At 48.8% G+C, this 23,775-nt stretch carries 25 protein-coding genes; 6 read left to right on the top strand and 19 right to left on the bottom strand.

The window, feature by feature from the left end:
• Window positions 1-10 precede the first annotated feature (10 nt).
• Window positions 11-733 carry a phosphate regulon transcriptional regulator PhoB gene (gene phoB, locus P8P30_07160; protein MDG1287331.1) on the bottom strand — a complete coding sequence of 241 codons (723 nt, stop codon included), beginning with the start codon at window positions 731-733 and terminating at the stop codon, window positions 11-13.
• A gap of 121 nt (window positions 734-854) precedes the next feature.
• Here phoB and P8P30_07155 point away from each other — a divergent pair, with 121 nt between their 5' ends.
• Window positions 855-1,394: a septation protein A gene (locus P8P30_07155; protein MDG1287330.1), complete on the top strand. Its 540-nt coding sequence runs from the start codon at window positions 855-857 to the stop codon at window positions 1,392-1,394.
• Window positions 1,395-1,401: 7 nt separating this feature from the next.
• Here P8P30_07155 and P8P30_07150 read toward each other — a convergent pair whose 3' ends face one another.
• Together P8P30_07150 and P8P30_07145 are read right to left on the bottom strand one after the other, a co-directional pair.
• A complete protein-coding gene (locus P8P30_07150; protein MDG1287329.1) occupies window positions 1,402-2,181 on the bottom strand; it encodes a thiazole synthase in 780 nt (259 codons plus the stop codon).
• Entirely contained in the window at window positions 2,181-3,698 is a 1,518-nt protein-coding gene (locus P8P30_07145) for a DUF853 domain-containing protein (GenBank protein MDG1287328.1), read from the bottom strand. The genes P8P30_07150 and P8P30_07145 overlap by 1 nt, the downstream gene beginning before the upstream one ends.
• 80 nt (window positions 3,699-3,778) lie before the next feature.
• Here P8P30_07145 and P8P30_07140 point away from each other — a divergent pair, with 80 nt between their 5' ends.
• The 3 genes from P8P30_07140 to uvrB all read left to right on the top strand — a co-directional run bounded on the left by P8P30_07140 (window position 3,779) and on the right by uvrB (window position 7,206).
• Window positions 3,779-4,216 (top strand): DUF2780 domain-containing protein, encoded by a 438-nt coding sequence (locus P8P30_07140; protein MDG1287327.1) that lies wholly within the window; start codon window positions 3,779-3,781, stop codon window positions 4,214-4,216.
• Between the two features lie 162 nt (window positions 4,217-4,378).
• Complete coding sequence (locus tag P8P30_07135) at window positions 4,379-5,182, top strand: ferredoxin--NADP reductase (protein MDG1287326.1); 804 nt, start codon at window positions 4,379-4,381, stop codon at window positions 5,180-5,182.
• A 32-nt stretch (window positions 5,183-5,214) separates the two neighbouring features.
• Entirely contained in the window at window positions 5,215-7,206 is a 1,992-nt protein-coding gene (uvrB, locus tag P8P30_07130; protein MDG1287325.1) for an excinuclease ABC subunit UvrB, read from the top strand.
• Here the strand turns inward: uvrB and P8P30_07125 are convergent.
• From P8P30_07125 to P8P30_07070, 12 genes are all read right to left on the bottom strand, one after another.
• Window positions 7,203-7,904: a prepilin-type N-terminal cleavage/methylation domain-containing protein gene (locus tag P8P30_07125; GenBank protein ID MDG1287324.1), complete on the bottom strand. Its 702-nt coding sequence runs from the start codon at window positions 7,902-7,904 to the stop codon at window positions 7,203-7,205. The genes uvrB and P8P30_07125 overlap by 4 nt on opposite strands.
• A 17-nt stretch (window positions 7,905-7,921) precedes the next feature.
• Window positions 7,922-8,728, bottom strand: coding sequence for a bifunctional hydroxymethylpyrimidine kinase/phosphomethylpyrimidine kinase (gene thiD, locus P8P30_07120; protein ID MDG1287323.1), 807 nt, complete (start codon window positions 8,726-8,728; stop codon window positions 7,922-7,924).
• Entirely contained in the window at window positions 8,725-10,086 is a 1,362-nt protein-coding gene (gene glmM, locus P8P30_07115) for a phosphoglucosamine mutase (GenBank protein MDG1287322.1), read from the bottom strand. Before glmM ends, thiD begins: the two co-directional genes overlap by 4 nt.
• Window positions 10,083-12,053: an ATP-dependent zinc metalloprotease FtsH gene (gene ftsH, locus P8P30_07110; GenBank protein ID MDG1287321.1), complete on the bottom strand. Its 1,971-nt coding sequence runs from the start codon at window positions 12,051-12,053 to the stop codon at window positions 10,083-10,085. The genes glmM and ftsH overlap by 4 nt, the downstream gene beginning before the upstream one ends.
• Window positions 12,050-13,000 (bottom strand): tRNA lysidine(34) synthetase TilS, encoded by a 951-nt coding sequence (tilS, locus tag P8P30_07105; GenBank protein MDG1287320.1) that lies wholly within the window; start codon window positions 12,998-13,000, stop codon window positions 12,050-12,052. Before tilS ends, ftsH begins: the two co-directional genes overlap by 4 nt.
• An 86-nt stretch (window positions 13,001-13,086) precedes the next feature.
• On the bottom strand, window positions 13,087-13,971 hold the full coding sequence (gene ybgF / locus P8P30_07100; protein MDG1287319.1) for a tol-pal system protein YbgF: 885 nt from the start codon (window positions 13,969-13,971) through the stop codon (window positions 13,087-13,089).
• A 66-nt stretch (window positions 13,972-14,037) separates the two neighbouring features.
• Window positions 14,038-14,556: a peptidoglycan-associated lipoprotein Pal gene (pal, locus tag P8P30_07095; protein ID MDG1287318.1), complete on the bottom strand. Its 519-nt coding sequence runs from the start codon at window positions 14,554-14,556 to the stop codon at window positions 14,038-14,040.
• Between the two features lie 76 nt (window positions 14,557-14,632).
• Window positions 14,633-15,934: a Tol-Pal system beta propeller repeat protein TolB gene (gene tolB / locus P8P30_07090; GenBank protein ID MDG1287317.1), complete on the bottom strand. Its 1,302-nt coding sequence runs from the start codon at window positions 15,932-15,934 to the stop codon at window positions 14,633-14,635.
• 57 nt (window positions 15,935-15,991) lie between these two features.
• The gene (locus P8P30_07085; GenBank protein MDG1287316.1) at window positions 15,992-16,732 is read right to left on the bottom strand and encodes a HesA/MoeB/ThiF family protein; all 741 of its coding nucleotides are present in this window, start codon (window positions 16,730-16,732) and stop codon (window positions 15,992-15,994) included.
• A 250-nt stretch (window positions 16,733-16,982) separates the two neighbouring features.
• Complete coding sequence (gene rsfS / locus P8P30_07080; GenBank protein MDG1287315.1) at window positions 16,983-17,345, bottom strand: ribosome silencing factor; 363 nt, start codon at window positions 17,343-17,345, stop codon at window positions 16,983-16,985.
• Between the two features lie 71 nt (window positions 17,346-17,416).
• Window positions 17,417-18,001, bottom strand: a complete 585-nt coding sequence (locus P8P30_07075) for a nicotinate-nucleotide adenylyltransferase (GenBank protein MDG1287314.1) — start codon at window positions 17,999-18,001, stop codon at window positions 17,417-17,419.
• A complete protein-coding gene (locus tag P8P30_07070) occupies window positions 17,998-19,260 on the bottom strand; it encodes a glutamate-5-semialdehyde dehydrogenase (GenBank protein MDG1287313.1) in 1,263 nt (420 codons plus the stop codon). The genes P8P30_07075 and P8P30_07070 overlap by 4 nt, the downstream gene beginning before the upstream one ends.
• A 20-nt stretch (window positions 19,261-19,280) precedes the next feature.
• Here P8P30_07070 and P8P30_07065 point away from each other — a divergent pair, with 20 nt between their 5' ends.
• Complete coding sequence (locus tag P8P30_07065) at window positions 19,281-19,700, top strand: 6-carboxytetrahydropterin synthase (protein MDG1287312.1); 420 nt, start codon at window positions 19,281-19,283, stop codon at window positions 19,698-19,700.
• Between the two features lie 9 nt (window positions 19,701-19,709).
• Here P8P30_07065 and P8P30_07060 read toward each other — a convergent pair whose 3' ends face one another.
• The 4 genes from P8P30_07060 to P8P30_07045 are packed head-to-tail and all read right to left on the bottom strand — an operon-like array spanning window position 19,710 to window position 22,643.
• Entirely contained in the window at window positions 19,710-20,474 is a 765-nt protein-coding gene (locus tag P8P30_07060; protein ID MDG1287311.1) for a prepilin-type N-terminal cleavage/methylation domain-containing protein, read from the bottom strand.
• Window positions 20,475-20,508: 34 nt separating this feature from the next.
• On the bottom strand, window positions 20,509-21,582 hold the full coding sequence (gene rlmN, locus P8P30_07055; protein ID MDG1287310.1) for a 23S rRNA (adenine(2503)-C(2))-methyltransferase RlmN: 1,074 nt from the start codon (window positions 21,580-21,582) through the stop codon (window positions 20,509-20,511).
• A 1-nt stretch (window position 21,583) separates the two neighbouring features.
• Complete coding sequence (locus P8P30_07050) at window positions 21,584-22,054, bottom strand: invasion associated locus B family protein (protein MDG1287309.1); 471 nt, start codon at window positions 22,052-22,054, stop codon at window positions 21,584-21,586.
• 16 nt (window positions 22,055-22,070) lie between these two features.
• Window positions 22,071-22,643, bottom strand: a complete 573-nt coding sequence (locus P8P30_07045; GenBank protein ID MDG1287308.1) for a winged helix-turn-helix domain-containing protein — start codon at window positions 22,641-22,643, stop codon at window positions 22,071-22,073.
• Window positions 22,644-22,672: 29 nt separating this feature from the next.
• On the opposite strand from P8P30_07045, the gene ribA reads away from it, so the two are divergent.
• Entirely contained in the window at window positions 22,673-23,584 is a 912-nt protein-coding gene (ribA, locus tag P8P30_07040; protein ID MDG1287307.1) for a GTP cyclohydrolase II, read from the top strand.
• The last annotated feature ends 191 nt before the right edge of the window (window positions 23,585-23,775 follow it).

Here is a 23,775-nt window from a genome sequence, read left to right as displayed (position 1 = left end):
GAGAGAAATGCTAGACGTCTTCCGGCTTTTCTTCTTCTGCCGTGGTGACTTCTTCTAATGCATAGCCTGCGGAGCGCACGGTACGGATGAGTTCTTGCATTTCACCTTCTGGGTTGAGACCTTTACGGAGACGACGAATGTGAACATCCACCGTACGAAGTTCTACGTAAATATCGTGTCCCCAAACGGAATCAAGTAGCTGTTCGCGTGAGAATACGCGGCCAGGGTGCTCCATGAGGTACTGAAGAAGTGAAAACTCAGTTGGGCTGAGATGAATTTCTTTATCCGCACGCCATACTTTATGTGCCGCCAAGTCCACACGAACATCAGAGAAGGTCAGAACCTTTTCAGAAAGCGCAGGGCGGAAGCGACGGAAAACCGCGCGAATACGAGCATTAAGCTCAGATGGGCTGAACGGTTTGATCATATAATCATCCGCGCCAGCATCGAGTCCTTGAATACGATCACCTTCTTCACCGCGAGCGGAAAGCATGATGATAGGAATCCCTTTGGTATCATTGTTGCGACGTAATGCCTCGCAAACCTCGATGCCGCTCATTGAAGGCAGCATCCAATCTAATACGATAACATCAGGGCGATGTTCCTTAACCATGGTGAGGGCTTCCTCACCATCATCGGTTGACTCGACGTTGTAGCCTTCTTTTTCCAAGTTATAACGTAACATGGTGACGATGGCTTCTTCGTCTTCAACAATCAAAATTGTGGTATCCATAATGTCCTTATACTGCATGATTACCGCTTGCGCGGATACTGGTTACGTGTTTTGTAACGGCAAAAGGTTAGATTTGCGTTAATTTTCTGTCGTAAAATTACATCATTAGAGTGTGAAGTCCATGAAATTCATATTAGAAATACTGCCGTTAGCGGCTTTTTTCATCACCTACCAGAAGGCAGGGCTGATGACGGCGACGCTGGTGCTTATGGTTGCTACGGCTATTTCTGTGACGGTGCTCTATATTAAAGAGAAGAAAGTGCCGTTTAACCCGCTTATTTCCGCTATATTAGTCGGGGTGTTTGGTGGGTTAACCTTAATATTTGAAGATCCGATCTTTATTAAGATGAAGCCGACCATTATTAACCTTCTATTCGCCGCGATTCTTATCGTAGGTACTTTGCTGCAAAAACCACCTTTAAAATACATGATGCAAATGGCCATCCAGATGACTGAGCAGGGGTGGCGTATCTTATCATTCCGCTGGGCAGGGTTATTTATCTTTCTAGCCGGTTTGAATGAATATGTTTGGCGTAATTACCCAGAAGAGTTCTGGGTTAATTTTAAAGTATTTGGCATGTTGCCGCTCACCTTACTATTCCTGATGTGCCAGATGCCGCTCATTAAGCGCCATCTTCTTGATCAGGAAGCATTGAAATAAAGCGAGTTTATCCGGCTTTACTATCCAGCTTGGGTGAGCTTGCTACGCCATATTCACGCTTGGGCATACGCCCTGCGAGATAGGCCTTACGGCCTGCAATCACGGCATGTTTCATGGCTTCGGCCATCATCACGGGGTTTGCTGCTTCAGCCAGAGCCGTGTTCATAAGTACGCCGTCACAGCCCAGTTCCATCGCAATTGCCGCATCGGATGCGGTACCAACGCCGGCATCAACCAGTACCGGTACGCTGAGCGCTTCCGCAATCAGCCTAATGTTGAGTGGGTTTTGGATGCCGAGGCCTGAACCGATCGGCGCGCCGAGTGGCATGACGGCGATACAGCCAATTTGTTCCAGCTCTTTCGCAACGATCAGGTCATCACTGGTATAGGCCATCACATCAAAGCCCTCTTGCACCAAAGTTCTCGCTGCTTTGACAGTTTCGATCACGTTGGGGTAGAGGGTTTTTTCATCGCCCAGCACTTCAAGCTTTACCAATTTTTCGCCGCTAGCTTCGCGGGCAAGACGTAAGGTGCGTAGGGCGCTCTCGGCATCGTAGCAACCTGCGGTGTTGGGAAGGTAAGTGTATTTTTCCGGTGGCAGAACATCTATCATTTGCTGTTGTTGTTCGGCATTTAAGCGGCGTACGGCAACGGTGATGATCTCAGAACCACTGGCGATAATCGCCTGTTTGGTTTCCGCCATATCTTTGTATTTCCCTGTGCCAACGAGAAGGCGTGATTCGTAAGTTTTACCGGCGATTTTGAGTGGAGTGTCTTGCATTGTCATTATTTTAAAATACTTCCCATTATGCCACGTAAGATGGCTTTTGCTATTTTGCGGCCTAAAGAAGTTCCAACCGAGCGTAAGACGCTCTTAGTGGTGGCTTCAATATAGCCCTGACGGTTGCTGCGGCGCTTGGTAGAAGTGCGCTCTAGCTTTTCTTCTTTTTTCGATTTTGTAGCAGACTCAGCGGCTTTCTCAGCACGAGTGTGCAGAATTTCGTAAGCGGATTCACGATCAATCGCTTTGTCATACTGACCCGAAACCGGACTGTTATCTCGTATCGTCTTGCGCTCTGATTCCGTCACTGGGCCCATGCGAGACGAGGGCGGGCGAACGAGCGTGTGTTGAACGACAGACGGCTCACCCTTTTTTTCCAAGGTTGAAACGAGTGCTTCACCTATACCTAATTGGGTGATGGCCTCTGTTGTATCCAGGTTCGGATTAGGACGGAAGGTTTCCGCTGCGGATTTCACGGCTTTTTGGTCTTTCGGTGTGAAGGCGCGCAGGGCGTGCTGTACACGGTTACCAAGCTGGCCGAGAATATCGACAGGGATATCTAGCGGACTTTGCGTCACGAAATAGATGCCAACACCTTTGGAGCGAATCAGGCGAACCACTTGCTCTACTTTATTAACCAGTGCTTTGGGCGCATCGTCAAACAGAAGGTGAGCTTCATCAAAGAAGAAAACGAGTTTTGGTTTATCTGGATCGCCTACTTCTGGCAGTGTTTCGAAAAGCTCCGAAAGTAGCCATAAAAGGAAGGTAGAATAGGTTTTTGGCGCGCGCATGAGTTCATCCGCTGCGAGAATATTGACGATACCGCGCCCGTCGCGCGTGGTGCGCATTAGGTCAGCAATCTCTAAGGCTGGTTCGCCGAAGAACGCTTCTGCACCTTCGGATTCGAGCTGTAGGAGGTTGCGCTGAACGGCGCCGACAGAGGCTTTGCTGATATGGCCATATTCGTTAAGTTCTCTCGCATTTTCAGCAATGAAGTTGAGCATCGCGCGTAGGTCCTTCAGATCGAGCAGCAGCATGCCCTCATCATCAGCGACGGCAAAAGCGATGTGTAAGACGCCTTCTTGCGCGTTGGTAAGGTCCATCAAGCGCGACAGGAGTACCGGTCCCATTTCCGAAATGGTGGTGCGAAGGGGATGGCCTTGTTTACCAAAAATATCCCAAAAGATGGTGGGGACGCAGCCAAGGGCAAAATCAGTGATGCCGATAGATTCAACGCGCTCATCAATTTTTGGATGCGGCTTTCCGGTTTGCGAAATGCCAGAAAGATCACCTTTCACATCGGCCATGAAGACGGGTACGCCCGCGTTCGAGAAGCCTTCAGCCAGCACCTGAAGCGTCACGGTTTTACCGGTGCCGGTTGCGCCAGCAATCAGGCCATGACGGTTGGCGTATTTCAAATTGAGCCATTGAGGGTTGCCCTCAGCGCCGCCAATGAGGATCTTGTCTGGAGCGTTTAAACTAGCAATTTCAGGCGTATCTTCGGTCTTCATCGCAGTGCTCATGAGGGTAGTCCTTGCTTTTCGTGGTATTTTGGCTACGTTCTTTTAGCAAATTACTTGCAGAATAACAATGGAGGCTTTTTATGATTGAACAGTTTATTGGACTAGCGACGCAACAGCTAGGCATTTCACAAGATGATGCGGAACAAGCAACGAGTGGCTTACTCTCTGTATTACAGGGACAAGCGGGTGAAGTTGATTTTTCATCGCTATTATCACAAATTGGCGGCGCAGAGCAGTTGATGAATAAATTTGAAACAGGCACAAACCTCGGCGGCGGCGATGCTGGTGGCCTGATGGGTAACCTTATGGGTGCTGTTGGTGGCATGCTAGGTGGCGGTTCTACGGCAAGCAGCTTGGTCGGTATGGCAGGCTTACTAAGCCAGTTGAATCTAGATTCAGGCCAACTTGGCTCACTCGCAAGCTTGTTCTTTGATTTCATCAAAGGCAATGCAGGTGACAGTCTTGCGCAAAGCCTAATGGGTGGTCTTGGTGACTTCCTATCGGATAAAGCAGCGTAATTTACGATTGATACTGATTATAAAAACCCTGCCTGAGAAGGTGGGGTTTTTTGTGTGTGCAGGGTGTAACAACATCTAATAAATGTATAATACATTAATTCCCCATTTATTTATGTGTTAAAGCTTTTGACTTTGCTCCGCGCGCGCGATATAAGCGGCGTTATGATAGATGCAGCAGTAAAAAAACCCGTAAAAGCCAGTGGCCCAACTGAAGAAACCGTTCTTTCCGTGGAGCATTATACGGATGAACTTTTCTCGTTCCGCCTAACCCGCCCGGAGAGCTTCCGCTTTCGTTCTGGTGAGTTCATTATGCTGGGCTTGCGAGTAAATGATAAGCCGTTATTGCGCGCTTATTCCATTGCCTCTCCTTCTTGGGATGAGGAGTTGGAGTTTTTCTCCATCAAAGTACAAGAAGGCCCCCTGACACAGCATCTGCAGAAAATTGAAAAAGGCGATACGGTGTTGCTAGGCCGTAAGCCGGTTGGAACTCTGGTGCTAGATGCACTGACGCCGGCGAAACGCCTCTATATGATTTCTACCGGAACCGGCTTTGCGCCCTTCGCTAGCCTGATTCGCGACCCTGAAACCTATGAGAAGTTCGATGAAGTGATCGTGACGCATACCTGCCGCACGGTGGCAGAGCTCGCCTATAGTAAAAAGACGGTCGAAGAGACGCTTAACCACGAATTTCTTGGTGAGCTAGCGCAACCGAAACTCAAATATTTCGATAGTGTCACGCGTGAGAATTATCCGCGCCAAGGCCGCATCACGACGCTGCTAGAAGATGATACGGTGAGCAAACATTTCGGTTTTGAAAGCCTAAATCCCGAAACCGATCGCGTAATGATCTGCGGCTCTACCGCGATGCTTGAAGATACCAAAACCATCTGTGAAGCGCGCGGATTTGTCGAAGGCGCCAATAACGCTCCCGCAGATTTCGTTATCGAACGCGCATTTGTTGGCTAGAATATAGGCATTATTTTCTCTATAGTCTTTTCGTGAGTAAGAAGCTTTTCCAATTAGAATCTGACTATGAACCGGCGGGTGACCAGCTGACGGCGATTCCTGCGTTGACCCAAGGTTTGCTTGACGGAAAGCGCAATCAGGTGCTGCTTGGGGTGACCGGTTCCGGTAAGACTTACACGATGGCGCAGGTGATTAACAACCTACAGCGTCCGGCCATGATTATGGCGCATAATAAAACACTCGCGGCGCAGCTTTATCAGGAGATGAAGCATTTCTACCCGCATAATGCGGTCGAATATTTTGTTTCGTATTACGATTATTACCAGCCCGAAGCTTATGTTGCGCGCACCGATACTTTTATCGAAAAAGATTCCAGCATTAACGAACAGATTGATCGTCTGCGGCACTCGGCCACGCGTTCGCTATTGGAGCGTCGTGATGTAATCGTGATTGCTTCGGTTTCGTGTATTTACGGTATCGGTTCGGCTGAGAGCTATAGTTTGATGGTGAAACATATCAAAGCAGGTATGGAGTATGATCAGCGTAAGTTGATGAAATCACTGACTGAATTGCAATATGAGCGTCATGATTTAGACTTCCATCGTGGCACGTTCCGCGTGCGTGGTGATGTGCTGGATATTTTCCCCGCGCATATGGCAGATCAGGCGTGGCGCCTAAGTTTCTTCGGCGATGAGCTGGAGGAGATTCAAGCGTTTGATCCGCTTACGGGCGAGATTCACGGCAAGTTAGACCAAGTGGCGATTTACCCGAATTCGCATTATGTTATCCCGCGCCCGACGATTGAGCGTGCGATTGGTACGATTAAAGCAGAGTTAAAAGAGCGCCTCCCACAATTTGAGTCGATGGGTAAGTTGGTGGAAGCGCAACGCCTCGGTCAACGCACGCAATTTGATTTAGAGATGATTCAAGAAACGGGCGCTTGCCGTGGAATTGAGAATTATTCACGCCACCTGTCTGGGCAATTACCGGGTGCGCCTCCGCCGACTTTATTTTCCTATCTGCCGGATGATGCGCTTCTATTTATGGATGAAAGTCATGTGTCAGTGTCGCAAATTGGCGGCATGTATAAAGGGGATAGGTCGCGCAAAACGACGCTTTCGGAGCATGGATTCCGTCTGCCATCTTGTATGGATAACCGCCCCTTAAAGTTTGAAGAATGGGAAACGACCCGTCCGCAAACGGTATTTGTATCGGCCACTCCGGCGAAATGGGAGCTTGAACAAACGGGTGGCGAGTTTGTCGAACAAGTGATTCGTCCAACCGGCTTGCTTGATCCGCCTTACGAAATTAAGCCTGTTGCTGTACAGGTGGATGATCTTATGGCCGAGGCTAAACTGACGATTGCTAAAGGCTTCCGTGTGATGGTGACGACACTCACCAAACGCATGGCGGAGGAACTGACGGAGTATCTCACCGAAGCGGGTAATAAGGTCGCTTATTTGCATTCTGATGTGGATACGCTTGATCGTATTGAGATTATCCGTCAATTGCGATTAGGCGAATTTGATATTCTTGTCGGCGTGAACCTCCTGCGTGAGGGGTTAGATATCCCGGAATGTGGCCTTATGGCGATTCTGGATGCGGATAAAGAAGGGTTCTTACGTTCGGCCACTTCGCTCATTCAAACCATTGGTCGTGCTGCGCGTAATTCCGAAGCACGGGTGATTCTTTATGCGGATAAGATTACCAACTCTATGCAAATTGCGATGGATGAAACAGACCGTCGTCGTGCTAAGCAAATGGCCCATAATGAGAAGCATGGTATTATACCTACCACCGTTGTGAGCCGTATTTCAGGTTCGATGAGCGATGATGTGAAAGCCAATACAAGTTGGAAACGTCCCAAAAATGCAGATGGGTCGCCCGCCGAACCTTCTAGCGGGGATAGTCAGGAATATCTCAAGCATCTACGTGATAGAATGCTCGAAGCGGCCAGTAATTTAGAATTCGAAGAAGCGGCGCGCATCCGCGATGAACTTGAAAAGTTGGAAAAAGCGGCTTAGAGGCCTATTTCAAACATCATGACGCAGTCGATATCGGAGTTGGTTGAATTATAGACCGTATCGCTAGAAATAAGGCAATTATTTCCAGCTCCCCCACCAATCAAGTGAACTTCGTCTGTAGTGGTAGTTTTTCCTTGATGGGGAATGCCATCATCTGTTTTTCGGTCAATAATTTCGGCTGCAAGAGCGGCCAATGCTCCTGCTCGTGGTCTACCTTGTGAACTTACAGGAGCCGCAAAGAAAAGAGTGTTTTTATTATTTTGTGCCTCAAGCGAGTATCCTGCGCCAATAATTGAGGATTTGGGGTGAGATACATCTAATACAGGAGGAAAGGTTATGACGCCGGTATAACTACCTGCAATAATTTCTGATAGACTAAGGTGTTGCCAAACACGCCCGACTTCGTTGGAAGTTAGCCCGCCAGCATTTTCAATTAAACCGTCACCGTCGCCATTACATTCGCCTGCTGTTCCGCATATTCCATCGGCACCGTTATCCCAGTAGTCATGCGCGTTGTCCATATCACCTGGGAGGGCGTTATATTTGAGTTTGAACGTATTCACTGCGAGTTTATATTTATTCACATCGGATATTACCGAGTTTAGCTCTGATGCACGAATCATCTCTTGACCAACGGTAATTCCTCCAATGATGACAAGGACGATGGAGAGTTCAAGAAGAGTAAATCCTTGTTTCATAGGTCTATTGTAGTATTTTAATTTTGCAATGTCCAGCCATGCCCTAAGGGGCCATGGCCTTTGCCAAGTCCAGGAGCATGGTGGATGGCTTGTTTAACATAATCGCGGCCAATTTTAATGGCATCGGTTAGGGTTTCACCTAAAGCGATGCGGGTGGCGATGGCAGAGGCTAGCGTGCAGCCTGTGCCATGCGTGTTTTTACTGTCAATACGTGGAGAGGTGAAGCGTTCGACGTCCCCCTGTTTTGTCACTAAAATATCGATGATGGTGTCGCCTTTTAGGTGTCCGCCTTTGACTAAAACTGCTTTGCAGCCAGATTTTTCTATAATTTTCTTTCCAGCCCTAATCATACCTTCGTCGCTCGAAATGAGGATATGGGCGAGCAACTCTGCTTCTGGAATGTTAGGTGTGACGAGCATCGCTAGAGGAAAAAGCTGTTCTGTGAGTAGCGATAGTGAGGCTTTTTCGAGTAATAGATCGCCGCTAGTCGAAACCATCACAGGGTCTACAATGATAGGGATTGTCTTATATTTTTTGATGAGTGTGACAAGAGACTCGATCATTTCAGAATTAGCAAGCATGCCCGTTTTGATACAATCAGCACCGATATCTGAGAGGACTGATTCAGCTTGTGCGAGCATGAATTCAGGTTTGACGAATTCAACAGAATCGACACCTTGCGTGTTTTGTGCGGTCAGCGCGGTAAGGGCCGAAGCAGCATAACCACCAAGTGCGGTAATCGTTTTGATATCAGCCTGAATGCCCGCTCCACCGCTGCTATCGCTGCCGGCAATGGTTAAAACTCTTCCGGATTTTGAGCTCATGCGGCGTTTGAAATATTATTTTCGATAATTTCGGCTAATTCAGCCGTTAGAGTATCAATTTGACCTTGATCATCACCTTCTGCCATAATTCGAATTAAAGGCTCCGTACCTGATTTCCGAATGAATAATCTCCCATTCTTAGATAAGGCTTTTTCAGCTTTTACAATGGCATCGATGACAGGTTTCTTTTCTAACGGATCTGCGCCGGAGTAACGAACATTGCGTAAAATTTGCGGCAATGGAGTGAAAAGATTTAATGCTTCACTCGCTGATTTCTGCTGACGTTGTAGTACGGCAAGTACCTGCAGGGCGCCAATGAGTCCGTCTCCTGTGGTCGCATAGTCGCTCATCACGATATGGCCAGATTGCTCGCCGCCAAGGTTGAACTCGCCTTCACGCATTTTCTGAACGACGTAGCGATCTCCCACATTTGTGCGGAATAACGTGATGTTTTTTTTCTTGAAATACTGTTCCAAGCCGAGGTTAGACATTTGTGTTGTGACAACAGCATCATGTTTTAGAATGCCCATTCTTTGCCATTCAGTGGCAATCATAGCGATGATTTGATCGCCATCGATCACGTTGCTTTTTTCATCGCAAATGATCAAGCGATCTGCATCGCCATCGAGTGCAATGCCAATGTCTGCGCGGCTTTCGCGGATCATTTTTTGCATGGCTTCTGGATGTGTAGAGCCGCAATCTTTATTCACATTAAAGCCGTCAGGCGCGATGCCGATTGGCACAATCTCTGCACCCAATTCTTGTAACACCGTAGGGGCAACCTTATAGGCAGCACCATTGGCGCAATCGATGACTATGCGCAGACCGCTCAAATCAAGATTGGTTGGGAAAGTTGCTTTTGCAAACTCAATGTAACGCCCGGGGGCATCCTCAATGCGTTTTGCACGACCAAGTTGGCTTGGATCGGCCAATTGGTTTTCGACATCATCGGTTTGCATCAATTCTTCAATCGCAATTTCAGCTTTGTCAGAAAGTTTGAAACCATCGGGGCCGAAGAGCTTAAGGCCGTTATCGTGATACGGGTTGTGTGATGCGGAAATCATCACTCCTAAGTCCGCGCGCATGGATTTAGTGAGCATCGCGACAGCAGGGGTTGGCATCGGGCCGACAAGGATTACATCCATTCCTGCCGCAAGAAAACCTGCCGTCAGCGCGTTTTCAATCATATAGCCTGAAAGGCGCGTATCTTTGGCAATTACCACGCGATGGCGGTGATTACCACGTGTGAAATAATGCCCTGCCGCTTTGCCGAGTCGCAAGGCAATGCTGGCCTTCATCGGATATTTATTGGCGGTGCCGCGAATACCATCAGTACCAAAGAATTTACGCTCACTCATGCGTCGGTTCCTTTATCCTTATCTTTTTTATCTTTTGGGTCTTTCTTATTTGCCTTCATATCCTTCTTTTTACGACGGGAAGGCAGAGCAGAGGTCGCAACGGTCACTTTTGCCGATTCATTGACAGAACGTACGATTTTACCATTTTCGAGCAATTCATCAATTTCATCACCTGTCAGGGTTTCGTACTCGAGTAGAGCATTTGCAAGTAAATCCAGTTGCTTGCGGTGTTTTGTAAGCATTTTTGTGGCGAGAGAATAAGCTTCGTCCAGAATGCGACGAACCTCTGAGTCAATCAGGGCAGCGGTCTCTTCTGAGTTGCCTTTGCTTTGGCCATAAGTGGCACCAAGGAAGGGCTCTCCGCCTTCGCCGGCGCTGTAATCCATCGGCCCTAGCTTATCGGACATACCCCATTGTGTGACCATTGCTTTGGCCATGCGTGTGGCTTGCTGGATATCCGAAGAGGCGCCGGAAGTGACTTGGTCATAACCGAAGATTAATTCCTCCGCCACGCGACCACCCATCGCCACGGCGAGGTCGGCATGCATTTTCTCGCGAGTAACAGAGAGTGTATCTGCTTCTGGTAAGCGCATCACCATGCCCAGAGCACGTCCGCGCGGGATGATGGTGGCTTTGTGGATCGGGTCGGAGGCGGCCATTTTGACACCAATAATAGCGTGGCCAGCTTCATGGAATGCCGTGAGTTTTTTCTCATCATCCGACATGACCATGCTTTTGCGTTCTGCACCCATCATGACTTTATCTTTGGCGGCTTCCATCTCCTGCATTGTAACGACGCGCTTGCCACGGCGAGCGGCGAGCAAGGCAGATTCATTGACGAGATTAGCCAGATCAGCACCGGAGAAACCAGGTGTTCCACGTGCGATGACTCGTGCATCGACATCGGGAGCGGCGGGTACTTTTTTCAAATGCACTTCGAGAATTTTCGTACGACCGGCAATATCAGGGTTTGGCACCACCACTTGGCGATCAAAACGACCGGGACGTAGCAGAGCAGGATCGAGCACGTCAGGACGGTTGGTGGCAGCGATGAGGATCACGCCTTCATTCGCCTCAAACCCATCCATCTCTACGAGGAGTTGGTTGAGTGTTTGCTCACGTTCGTCATTACCACCGCCCATGCCCGCGCCACGATGGCGGCCAACTGCGTCGATCTCATCAATAAAGATGATGCATGGCGAGCTTTTCTTGCCTTGTTCGAACATGTCGCGCACACGGCTGGCACCGACACCGACAAACATTTCCACAAAATCAGAACCAGAAATGGTGAAGAAGGGAACTCCTGCTTCACCGGCAATGGCTTTGGCGAGGAGAGTTTTACCGGTTCCTGGAGGGCCGACGAGTAAGCACCCTTTGGGGATTTTGCCGCCGAGACGTTGGAATTTTCCAGGATCTTTAAGGAAATCGACAATCTCTTCGAGTTCTTCTTTGGCTTCATCAATACCGGCAACATCGTCAAAGGTGACTTTGTTATTATCTTCGGTTAGCAAGCGTGCACGTGATTTACCGAAGCCCATGGCTCCGCCCTTGCCGCCGCCGCCCTGCATTTGGCGCATGACGAAAATATAAACGGCAATAAGCAGTAAAATTGGGAACCATGAAAGCAGAACGCCCCACACATTATCCATACCGCTAGAGGCGGGTAGAGCGTCTATTTTGACGCCTTTATCGCGTAATTGCGTGATGAGAGCCGGATAAGTCGGCGCTTGAACGATGAACTCGCTGCCATCGCCGTAGCGTCCCGTAATGGTTGTGCCGGTTTCGGGGGATTCTTTGATGGCGACTTCGCCCACTTGGCCCGCATCGACTTGATTTAAGAAATCAGAAAAGGCTGTTTTTTGAACATTTGCATTTTCCATTCCGCCTTGAAACAGGTTGACCAGAATCATGACGACGACACCAATGATAAGCCATAGGGTCAGATTTTTTGTGAAGTTATTATTCATGAATTGAATATAGGTACAAAAGGCGAGGGGACAAGGGGTTTTGCTCTGGTTGCAGTGGAATTTTGTTCGAGAGAAAAATGAAGCTGCTCCTGTTGCGTTTTGATGAAGCAATGTCCAAGCGTAAAGCGCTGATTTTTATTGACTTTTATATTATTAAGCGCGTTTAAACGTTTAGCATAACGTGGTGGGTAATCATCACCGCCTATATGGCAAAGGATGCGGCCTAATGTATAGGCGGCTTGATCCTCTGTAAGTTTCAAAAATGCAATTAACGGGCAGATGAGGTGAGTGTCGTTTACGGTGATATGTTGTTCGATGAATTTTGCATGGTCCTGCTCAATTTGCAGTCGCTGCAGTGCCATTTTTTGTCCCAACGCGAGGAGTTCTGCTTTTTCGTTTGGATTTTCCGTGAGTTGCTGGCGGATGCGGACACGCGCGAAAGCTGTATTTTGGTTGGATGGGTCGTTGATCCATGGGAATTGTTGTGTCCCTAACCAATCTTGCAGCTCAGCTCGTGTATGGCCTAATAGAGGCCGCAAAAGTTGGATGTTATTTTCCATCCGTGCGCCAGACATGCCGGCTAATCCAACCGGGCCTGCTGAGCGCTCCTGTTGGTAGGCGATGGTTTCGGCTTGATCATCTTGCGTATGGCCGAGCAATAAAACGGAAGTCTTATTCGCCAAGCACCATTCGCTCATTAAGTGATAGCGTGCATTGCGGGCATTTGACTGCAAGTTTCCTTGAAGCTCGTGATGTTCCCATTTTAGAATCTGGTGTGGGATGTCGAGGGCTTTCATCCATTCGTTGACACGCATTGCTTCGTATGAGGAATCCTCGCGGAGTTGATGGTCAACGGTGAGCGCCGTGATGGCAATATCGGGATAAAGCTGATGCATCAGATGCAACAGCGCAAGGCTATCTGACCCGCCTGAAAGGGCGACTGCCATGCTGGAAATGGAGGAGCTGTTAAGAGAATCTAGGGTCTTTTGAAAGCGCGTTACGACGCTTTTGGATGTTCGTTCGGTTTGAACGGCTAACATCCTAGACGGCTAATTTCCTGTGTCACTTTGCCTTTAAGCGCGGTGGAATTACTGGAATATTTGGTATCCACTTGCTTGAGCACGACACAGGCTTCCTGATCTTTTTGTGTTGCGGCAAGCGACATGGCAAGCTTCAGTAGATTATCGCCCGCTTTAGGTCCCTCTTCTAATGCCTGAAACCCTTGACGGAAAGAGTTAGCTGCCTGAGTATATTCGCGGCGAACATAGAAGGTTTCACCTAACCAGTACCATGCATTGCCGATCAAAGGGTCATTCGGATAATCATGGGTGAAGCGAGCAAATGCTTGTTCGGCGCCGACATAATCGCTTTGGTTCAGCATACGGAAAGCCTCGTTATAGAGGTCACGCGGAGTGGCGGCGCCTTCGCCCGGAATGCGAAGTGTTTGTGGGTCGGGTGAAGTTTCAAATCCCATACCAGCTGCAGCAGGTACCGTGACGCTACCCATGTCAGGTGAGGCGTTTGGAGCTGGGTAAGCAGCATCTGGTAATGCAGGAGGAGGGCCACCAGCCATCGGCATAGCAGGAGGGGTGGTATCATTGGGATTGTAAGCAGGGAGTGCTGGGGGTGCTGGGGGTGCTGCATTAGGCATGGCACTTGGAATCGCTGCGCCGCCATTGCCATTTAAGCGAAACTCAACATCCTCTTGAAAGCGTTGATGCGAAGCTTCCATTTTACCAATTTTATGGCGCAGACGTTCATTCTCACCGCGAATTTGACGGATTTGTTCTTCTAGGCGCGAAATTTCAGCGCCCATTTGGCTAGCATTGCCATAGGCTTGCGTTTGATAATCAACCTGCGCAAATGCCGAATGGCTTAAGAGAGCAATGAAGCTGAATAAGAATATTTTTTTCATCATAAAAAAACCCCGTGTAAGGGATGAATTCTTACACGGGGTTGGTGTTTAAAGTCAATAAGTGACTGATTAATTTGCAACTACCGTTACAGCGCGACGGTTTTGAGCCCATGAAGAGCCGCTATGACCGAGAACGCTTGGGCGTTCTTTACCGTAAGAGATGGTTGAAACACGTGTTGGCGAAATACCGAGGCCAACAATGTAGTTTTTAGCAGAGTTTGCACGACGCTCGCCGAGTGCCAAGTTATACTCACGGGTGCCACGCTCATCGGCGTGACCTTCGATGATAACATTGACGTCGCTATATTTACGCAACCATGAAGCTTGGCGTTCGAGCGTTGCTTGCGCTTCACCATCAACCGTAGAGCTGTTCGTGCCGAATAGAACGCGATCGCCTACGTTAGCTTCCAAATCAGCTTGAGTGCCTGGGGTGATAGAGCCGTCACTGTTGCCCATAGTGAATTCACCAGAACCAGAATCGTAACCGCTAGCGCCGTCGGTAACGCCACCTTCAGTCGGTGCTGTTTCACATGCAGCGAGTAGAGTGAGTGCTGCAGCAGCAGCTAAAATTGTTTTTAAAGAACGCATCCTTCAGACCTTTCGGGGCTAAGATATTAATTTACAAACGCATCATTAACTAAAATGAACAAAAATCAAATGAAATTTACACCGGTAAGAGCGGAGACCATGCCGGATCGGAAGCATCGAGCGGTGTTTTAACACGCCGCTTATTCGCTCCCGTAATATCAATACTGTAAAGCTGCGGTCCGCCGGTGCGGTTTTGTTTCGTGTAAATCAGCACGCGACCATTCGGAGACCATGTCGGTCCTTCTACGAGAAAGGCTTCATCTACGACACGCTCGCCGGTGCCATCTGCGCGCATTACGCCAATGTAGAAGCGGCCTTTTCTCATTTTCGTAAAGGCGATCCAGTCACCGCGTGGCGACCAAACCGGTGATGCATAGCGGCCATTGCCGTAAGAAATACGTTTCACGCCAGAACCATTAGATTTCATGGTGTAAAGCTGTTGAGAGCCGCCACGATCGGATTCAAACACAATGCGAGTACCATCAGGCGCATAAGAAGGTGAAGTATCAATCGCACGAGTATCGGTCAGCTTACGCATGCGACGTGAACGTAAATTCATCTCATAAAGATTTGTGGTACCATTGCGGGCGATCGACATGAGCATGCGGTTGCCATCATTGGCATAGCGCGGAGCAAAACTCATTCCGTCAAATTTACCGAGAGATTCTTCGCGACCGGTTTGTAAGTCACGTAAGTGAACGCGTGGGCTGCGAGTGGCATAAGACATATAGAGAATATCTTGGCTATCCGGTGAGAAGCGTGGGGTGAGAACAAGGTCTCTGCCGCTGGTTAGCATTTTATGATTCGCACCATCTTGATCCATAATAGCCAGTTTTTTAATACGGCGTTTTGCCGAGCCAGATTCGGCAACATAAACGATACGGCTATCAAAATAGCCATCTTCACCGGTCAGGCGTTTATAGATTTCATCCGCCATTAAGTGAGCTACACGACGCCAGTTGCTACGGAACGTGTTGAATTCTTTACCCGCTAATTGTTTTTCGCCATGAGCGTCCCATAGGCGGAAAGCGAGGCGGAAATTATCGCCACCTTTTGGCTCAATTACCGAAGTTACGAGCGCTTGTGCGTTGATTTGGCGCCAATCAGCAAAACGCGGAACGGCGTTACCTGATGTAATGACTTGAATGAAGGCTTGCGGGTTAATCGGGCGGAAAAGGCCGGAGCGTTCCAAATCAGCGGCAACGACTTTGGCAATATCTTGCCCCATACGTTGCGCATCGCCGCTAACGCCTGTCGGCGCCGTGATGGCAATAGGGAGCGGGCTTGAGTGGCCACGATTAATATCAATTTTGAGCTGCGCCTGTGCTGAAAAAGCGAAAGCAGAAACCAATAAAACGAAAAGAGTGATAAAACGCATAAAACTTACATCCTGTTGAGAGGAGTTTTGTTTAACGGGTGCCTCAAAATAAATCAATCAGGAACAGACAGGACAGGCGGAATCTTTTTGAATCTTGGCTTGTTTGCTTGTCCCGCTTATTAAATCGATGCGGTGCAGGATGCTAGTTTCGCCAATATTTACGATCTGTTTGACGGTTTCTGCCGCTTGCCAGCTGCCCATCATTCCGGCTAACGGCGATAAGACGCCCGATTCGGCACAAGTTGGGGTTTCGCCTTTTAAAGGAGAATCTGGATATAAACATTGATAGCACGCGCTGCCGCTGGAAGTGTCAAAACGGTAGAGTTGGCCTTCCCATCCATGAATGGCAGCAGAGATGAGTGGTTTGCGCAAACTATGGCATGTGGCATTGACGAGATAGCGTGTTTCGGGATTATCCGAGCCATCCGCCACTACATCATACTGCGCGATCATTTTCTCAGCATTGTGGGCATCTAGTTTGAAAGGATGTAATTCCGTTTGAATCTCAGGATTAAGCTCCTCTAATCGGTCAGCGGCGGCATCGGTTTTTAAGCGACCAATATCTGCCGTCTCAAAGAGAATTTGTCGATTGAGATTGGAAAGGGAGACGCGGTCAGGGTCAATAAGCCCGAGTATGCCCACGCCGCTGGCAGCGAGATAGAGGCTTAAAGGACAGCCCAGGCCGCCGACACCAATTACCAGTACGCGCGCTTGGCGTAGTTTCGCTTGGCCCGATTCGCCCAAACCTTGCAAAGAAAGATGGCGCGAATAGCGTTGCTCGTTGTCGTGGTTATTCATAGGAGTGATTATTATCGTCATTTTGAGCGCGGTCGAGAGATCTTTTCGATTATTTGATGGCGCTTACGAGCGCTTCGATGGAGCGCCCTTTTTGCTAAGCTGATGGTTCGCACGGTTTACTAACCGCACTCTTTAATAGAATGATAAATGAAGAAGGAGGGCCAGTAGGCCGACTCAGAGTCCTGAGCATTGGCGAAGCCAAAGTCCATCGTTGAGCCCAGTAGGTCGCCCGCGCGCTGTTACGTAACCCCTAAGCCAGTGCTTCTTCTTGGGGTGCTTCGACTGGAGCGCTCCACATTTTTTCTAGCTGATAGATCTCACGCGCTTCGGGTTTGAAGAGATGTACGATAATATTTCCGCAATCTACCAAGACCCAATCGCCTGAATCTTTGCCTTCGATGGCCATAATCGGCGCACCTTTTTCTTTAAGAAGGCTCGCAAGTCTGTGGGCTAAGGTCGTAACGTGGCGAGAAGAGCGGCCAGAGGCGACAATCATATAGTCAGCGAAACTGCTTTTTCCGGCAAGATCGATCGTGACAATCTCTTCGGCTTTAGAATCATCAAGTGCTTCCTCGATGACATGTATTAAAGAATCTGCATCATGTGCAGACATGGATGAGTTTAGAATATCCAGTCTCCATTGGTTATTATGAAAGTGAGTGTCTCCCCACTTCTTATCCTATTTTACCGCAAAAATGCTTGTTTTCCAATCGTTTTTCGCAATCGAGTCGCGGATTCAGGGTGACGAGGAATGAATAAATAAATCCAGCGTGGCGCGGGAGCCTCTAAAAGAGTGGTGGCTTCTTGTTGCGGTATACGTGCATGCGCGTAAGTCAGTGCCGCTGGGGAACGCAGCGCGCCATGCGAGTGTGGCGCGCGATCCATCACGCAAATGGGTAATAGTTTCAATATATTACGCCATTTATGCCAACGGTGAAATTGGGCAAGGTTATCCGAACCCATAAGCCATACGAATTGATGTTGCGGGTGGGTTTGTGTTAGCAGCTCTAGCGTATCCGCGGTATATTGTAGGCCATTCTCCTGCTCAATTTCGCAAATTTCAAGGGTGCAATTATTATCCGTGAAATGCCGAGCAGAGGCGATTCTTTGGCTATATTGCGCCATATCATCACGTTTCTTGAGCGGGTTTTGTGGACTGACTAGCCACCAAACTTGGTCCAACCTAAGGCGTTTGAGGGCTTGTTCAGAGATATGTAAATGCCCCGCATGCGCTGGATTAAACGAGCCACCGAGTAAGCCAATCTTCACGCGCGGGTTGCTCCGTCGCTGGTCACGGTATATTTATAGGTGACGAGTTGACCGGCTCCGACCGGCCCGCGTGCATGTAGGCGTCCGGTCGAAATTCCGATTTCCGCACCCATACCAAATTCGCCGCCATCGGCAAATTGGGTGGAGGTATTATGCATGACGATAGCGCTATCGACGCTCGCTTGGAAAGTAGCGGTGGCTTGAGTATTTTCTGTAAAAATAGCATCCGTATGGTGCGAGCCATGGATGTTGATATGGTGAATTGCTTCCTCTAGGCCGCTCACGGTTTTGAGCGAAATAATACTATCCAAGTATTCGGTAGTCCAATCTTCACTGGACGCGGCGCTAATGCGTGAATCAATTTTTTGTGCGACGGTGTCGCCGCGAATTTCCGTGCATCCTGCCTCCATCAGCGCATCGCACAGAGCCGGAATCACTTGGGACGCGATTGCTTCATCGACCAATAGGGACTCCGTCGCGCCGCAAATGCCGGTACGGCGCATTTTCGCATTGGCGATCCCTTTGGCGGCTTTGGCGATATCAGCATCTACATGCACATAAGAATGGCAGTTGCCATCGAGATGCAGAATAGTTGGCACGCGGCTTTCACGTGCGACGAGATCGGTCAGGCCTTTGCCGCCGCGTGGGATGAGTACGTCAATTTCGCCACTCGCATGTAGCATGGCGGTTACCCATTCACGTTGCGTTGAGGGAATAAGCTGCACCGCATGTTCGGATAATCCGGCGGCGGTGAGACCCTGCGTGATGCATTTTGCAATTGCGGCGCTGCTATGAAAGCTTTCCGAGCCGCCACGTAGCAATACTGCATTGCCGGATTTAATGCATAAGCCTGCCGCATCGGCCGTGACATTTGGGCGTGATTCGTAGATCACGCCGATCACGCCAAGCGGTACAGGTACGCGTTTAATGTGCAAACCGCTCGGGCGTTCCCATGCATCTAATTCGCCGGTGAGGGGATCGGGTAATTCGGTGATGGCCTCTAAGCCTTTTGCCATGGCTTCGATACGCTCAGCATCGAGTTTGAGGCGCTCTAACATCGCAAGCGAGAGGCCTTTTTGGGCTGCCGCCTCCATATCTGTCTCATTCGCGCCGATAATCTCGGCTTGCGAATTACGGATAGCATGGGCCGATTCGCGTAGGGCTTGGTTGCGCGCATTATGGCTGCTTAAGGCAAGCTGACGATAGGCTTGCTTGCTTTGCGCCGTTAGTTGCAACAGGGGTGTGGTAATTTCTGTCATTCTTCTGTATATAGCTGGCCATGACCATTACTGCCACACGAAAACTCGAATTTGATGCCGCGCACCGCGTGAAGCGTCACGAAAGCAAATGTAAGAACCTGCACGGCCATCGCTATGTGGTGGAAGTGACGGCGGAGGCTCCTGAGTTAGACGCGCTCGGCCGCGTCGTCGATTTTGGCGTGCTGAAAGAAAAATTAGGGACATGGCTTGATGAAAATTGGGATCATGAAACTATTCTTTGGGATGAAGATAAGACACTAGGTGAAGCCATTTCAGGTGAAACCGGACAGCCTATTTTTTATCTAACGAGTAATCCCACAGCAGAAAATATGGCCAAATATTTGCTGGAAGTGGTGTGCCCCGAGCTCTTCGAAGCACCGCTCAGAATCAGTAGAATCGTTGTGCGCGAAACTCCCAATTGCTGGGTAGAGGTGACTTAAGTATTTTTGCTACTTAAGTATGTGGGTGAAAATTGCGGCACATAGCAGGTCGCCATCGCTTAGTATGTAATCACTGTCTATTTCAGTATTTGCGGTGGCATCGGTGCAGTCGTTCCAGCGTTTTGCAACGATATGGCCTGTTCCTGGTTTTCCATTATCAAATTTTACATCGAGGGAGTATAGCTCAGCCGGAGAGAAAATTGATAGGCGGGGCATTTCTAATGTGTCGAATCCTCCAATAATCAGTAGCTTCCCAAAATTTCCTGCAAACCAGTATAGATTGCCTGTAGTAGTGGTTCTATCATAAAGAAACCATCCAGCACCTGCAATGCTAGAGTTAAAGCTGTTGCTTTCATCAGAACTCATAATGTGAGCGGAAGCTGGAATACTATCGAAATTACCAAGTATGAGTTCAGCGTTAGCTAAATGCTGCCATAAGCGAAACCACTCATATGAGGCATCACTGTGCTCAATCGTTCCGTCTCCATCTCCATTGCATGTAGCAGTACCTGTTGTGCTTGCAGTTACTTTGCAAGTTGCAGGTGTGGCATGTGTTATTCCCCAATAATCTTGAGCATTATCCATATCTCCAGGCAATGCATTATATTTTAGTTTGAAAGTGTTAAGTGCGGTGAGAATTTTAGTTTTATCTTTTGTAACAGACTTGAGTTCTGCTGAACGGATCATTTCCTGTCCAACCGTGACGCCACCCACAATCAGTCCTATAATGACGAGAACAATGGAGAGTTCGAGGAGGGTGAAGCCATTTTTCATAAATTTATTGTAAAATTAAAAACTGAAGATTTTACTAAAGTTTCACTTTTTCGCCTTTTTTGCGGATCGAGTCGGATTTGAGTTGGCCGCAGGCGGCGAAGATATCTTGGCCGCGTGTTTTTCGGATAGGACTGGAGAATCCGGCGGCCATCACAATACGGCCAAAGGCGTGGATACGGTTATTGCTGGAGCATTCGTAAGGGCTGTTTGGCCATGGGTTGAACGGAATGAGATTCACTTTCGCATGTACGCCTTTGAGGAGCTCGACCAATTGTTTGGCATCTTCTTCAGAATCATTCACGTCTTTTAACATGACATACTCAAAGGTAATGCGACGGCTGTTTGAGGCGCCCGGATAGTCTCGGCAGGTCTGCATGAGGTCTTTAAGTGGGTACTTCTTGTTGATGGGTACGATCTCGTTGCGCAATTTATCGTTTGTGGCGTGAAGTGAGATGGCAAGGTTCACCTCTAAATCGCGGCCACAGGCTTCAATCGCAGGAACGATGCCGCTGGTGGAAAGGGTGATGCGACGTTTAGAGAGTGCCACGCCATCTTGATCCATCAAAATCAACATCGCTTTTTTGACATTCTCGTAATTATAGAGCGGCTCACCCATGCCCATCAAAACGATATTGGTGACGCGGCGCTCTGCATCGGATTTATTCCATTCATCTTCGCGGTCTCGGGCCAGCATCCACTGGCCGACAATTTCGTCGACGGTCAAGTTGCGCACCAGCTTCATCGTGCCGGTATGGCAGAAAGTGCAGGCGAGGGTGCAACCCACTTGAGACGACACACAAAGTGCCCCGCGATCTTCTTCGGGGATGAAAACGGTTTCTACTTCGCGACCATCTTCCATTTTGAGTAGCCATTTACGGGTGCCATCAGTCGAGGTTAAATCTTCGGAGGTGCTAGGGCGTGCGATGGTATAGTTTTCTTCCAACCATTCGCGGATGTCCTTGCTGACATTGGCCATTTGTGAAAATTCGGTCACGCCTTTGACGTAAATCCAGCCCCAAATTTGCTTCGCACGAAACGTCGGATAGCCGTTACTGGCCAGCAAGCCAGTCAGTTCTTCTTTAGTATATTGAAGGAGGGAGGGTTTCAAACTACCTACACTTCGATTTCATATGATTATAGGCGGCGGTGAAGCCTGTGAGCGAATAAGTATCGTCCGACGTCGTGCCTTTTTGCGAAACGCCTTTGGCGCTTAATTTATTACCGGCTTTCATGGCGCGGATAATTGCGGCATCGGTTGCTTCATCATACGCCCAAGCGATCTCATTCTTGGTGAAGAGCTGGAATTTATTGGTATCGATCGATAGATGCACATCTTTGCCTTGGCGGAACGGGTAGCCAGAGGATACATTGATTTCGTCTTTCGCGCCACGATGAACGACCAGCACATAGGGTTGTCCACGATGGCTATAATTGCCCGCCTGTTTGATAGGGGCCGTGCCAATATAGCAGGTGTTTTTGTAGCTAAAGACGCTCCAGTCATGGAACGAGCGGTCATAGGTTTGTGCCGCTGCCGTAACCGGCAATAAAAGCGCAAATAGAATGCTAAATAAACGAATCATAGCGGCACTATAGTGGCTATTTAGGCGATGACAATAGTTGATAAGAACTGTCTTCAGTTGCGATCTGTAACTCAGTCTCATCAAGCTTCTTACGGAGGCGGTAGAGGTGGGTTTCTAGCGTATGAGTATCGAGCTCGGTTTGATGGCCCCACACATTTTGCATCAATATCTCATGCGAGACGGCGGCATCTGCAATATGCAATTGCTCGATCAGGCTGGTTTCAATCTCGGTGAGCTTTAGTGTCTCTGGCAGGGCAGGGAGCGCGCGGCTGGAATTGAGGAATTGTAGAATCTGGTTCAGATGCGTTGGCTGGTGGCGATAGGCACAAACCGGAGTTAGGCGCGACTCCCCTTCAGGCAGGAGTAGAAAGATTTGTGCATGACGGTGGGGGGGCTGTTCATTCACCCATTTATTGGCATCGCGGGCACTTGATTGGTCGTGCGTGATTAGTAAGCTGCGGCGATTAGCGGCTATTTCTGCATAATGGCCCACCTCAATGCTTCCCTCAGGCAATAAAGGCAGCAGGTGCTGCGCCTTTGATTTCTGCGTACTATAGAGTGTGACTGGTGTTAAACTACTTGTCTGCATGAGGCTTAATCTATAGGTTTCCAGTGCTTATGAATACTGAAAAACATTCGATCGCTTTAAGCCGCGCATTATTTGAACTGCGCAGTGGGCGCTCTATTACGCTTGGGACGCTATCGTTTCAGCCGGTGGAGGGTAATGATTTGCCCGTGGGCGGCACGCTGATTGCGCCGGATAGTTTGGATGAGCGCTTTCTTCCCAATGTAGCACGAGTGCCTGAAACTGCTGAAGAAAAACTAGCTATTACCTTGCTTAAACGTGCCGGATTATTGCCGGCTTTAGCGCAAATGGAAGCGGCAGAGATGAGTTTCTCGGTTGCTGATATTGAGGCAGGTTTAAGCGCTGATAGCTCGCAATTGCAGGAAGTCGCACGCGCGCGCTTGCCGATTAAAGCGGTCGAAAATGCACAAGTGGTGAGTTTCCGCAGTCCCTCCAGCGCGATGGAGCATCTTGCTGTGGTGATTGGTGATCCGCAAAGCCAAGAAGCGCCGCTCGTGCGGGTGCATTCGTCATGTATTACCGGCGATTTGTTGGGGAGCTTACGTTGCGATTGCGGCGATCAATTGCATTTAGCGTTGGAACAAATTGGTAAGGCTGGTCACGGTGTGATCTGCTATTTACAGCAAGAAGGCCGCGGCATTGGCATTAGCAATAAAATCCGCGCCTATGCCTTGCAAGATGAAGGACAAGATACGCTCGATGCCAACCTCGCCTTGGGATTTGCGGCGGATGAGCGTGATTTCGGTTTGGCGGCGGCGATGTTGAAGCTTTTGGGGGTTGAGGCAATCACGTTGCTCTCCAATAATCCTGACAAGAGCAAGCAGCTCGCCCAATATGGTATCCAAATCGCGGCGCAAGAGGCGTTGATTGCTGATGCGAACTCACATAATGCCGGTTATTTAGACACAAAAGCCAAGCGCTTCGGGCATAAATTAGACAATTAATTGTCATTAAACTGTCATGCAAATGATGGTAAAAAAATGTATAATCCTGCCTAATTCTTTAGTTAAAATATTATTAGATTTGGGGCTGACACCTAACATTTAAATTGTTAGGAGTTATTGATGTATATAAAGCATTGTAAGTTATCGAGAAATAAGCAGTTAGAGTTGATAAAATATTTCATTGCGGGTTC

Source organism: Rickettsiales bacterium (assembly GCA_029252805.1).
Taxonomy (GTDB): Bacteria; Pseudomonadota; Alphaproteobacteria; order Rickettsiales; family JALZUV01; genus JALZUV01.
The sequence above is the reverse complement of the archived record's forward strand: the minus strand, read 5'-3'. Positions and strand labels throughout refer to the sequence as shown.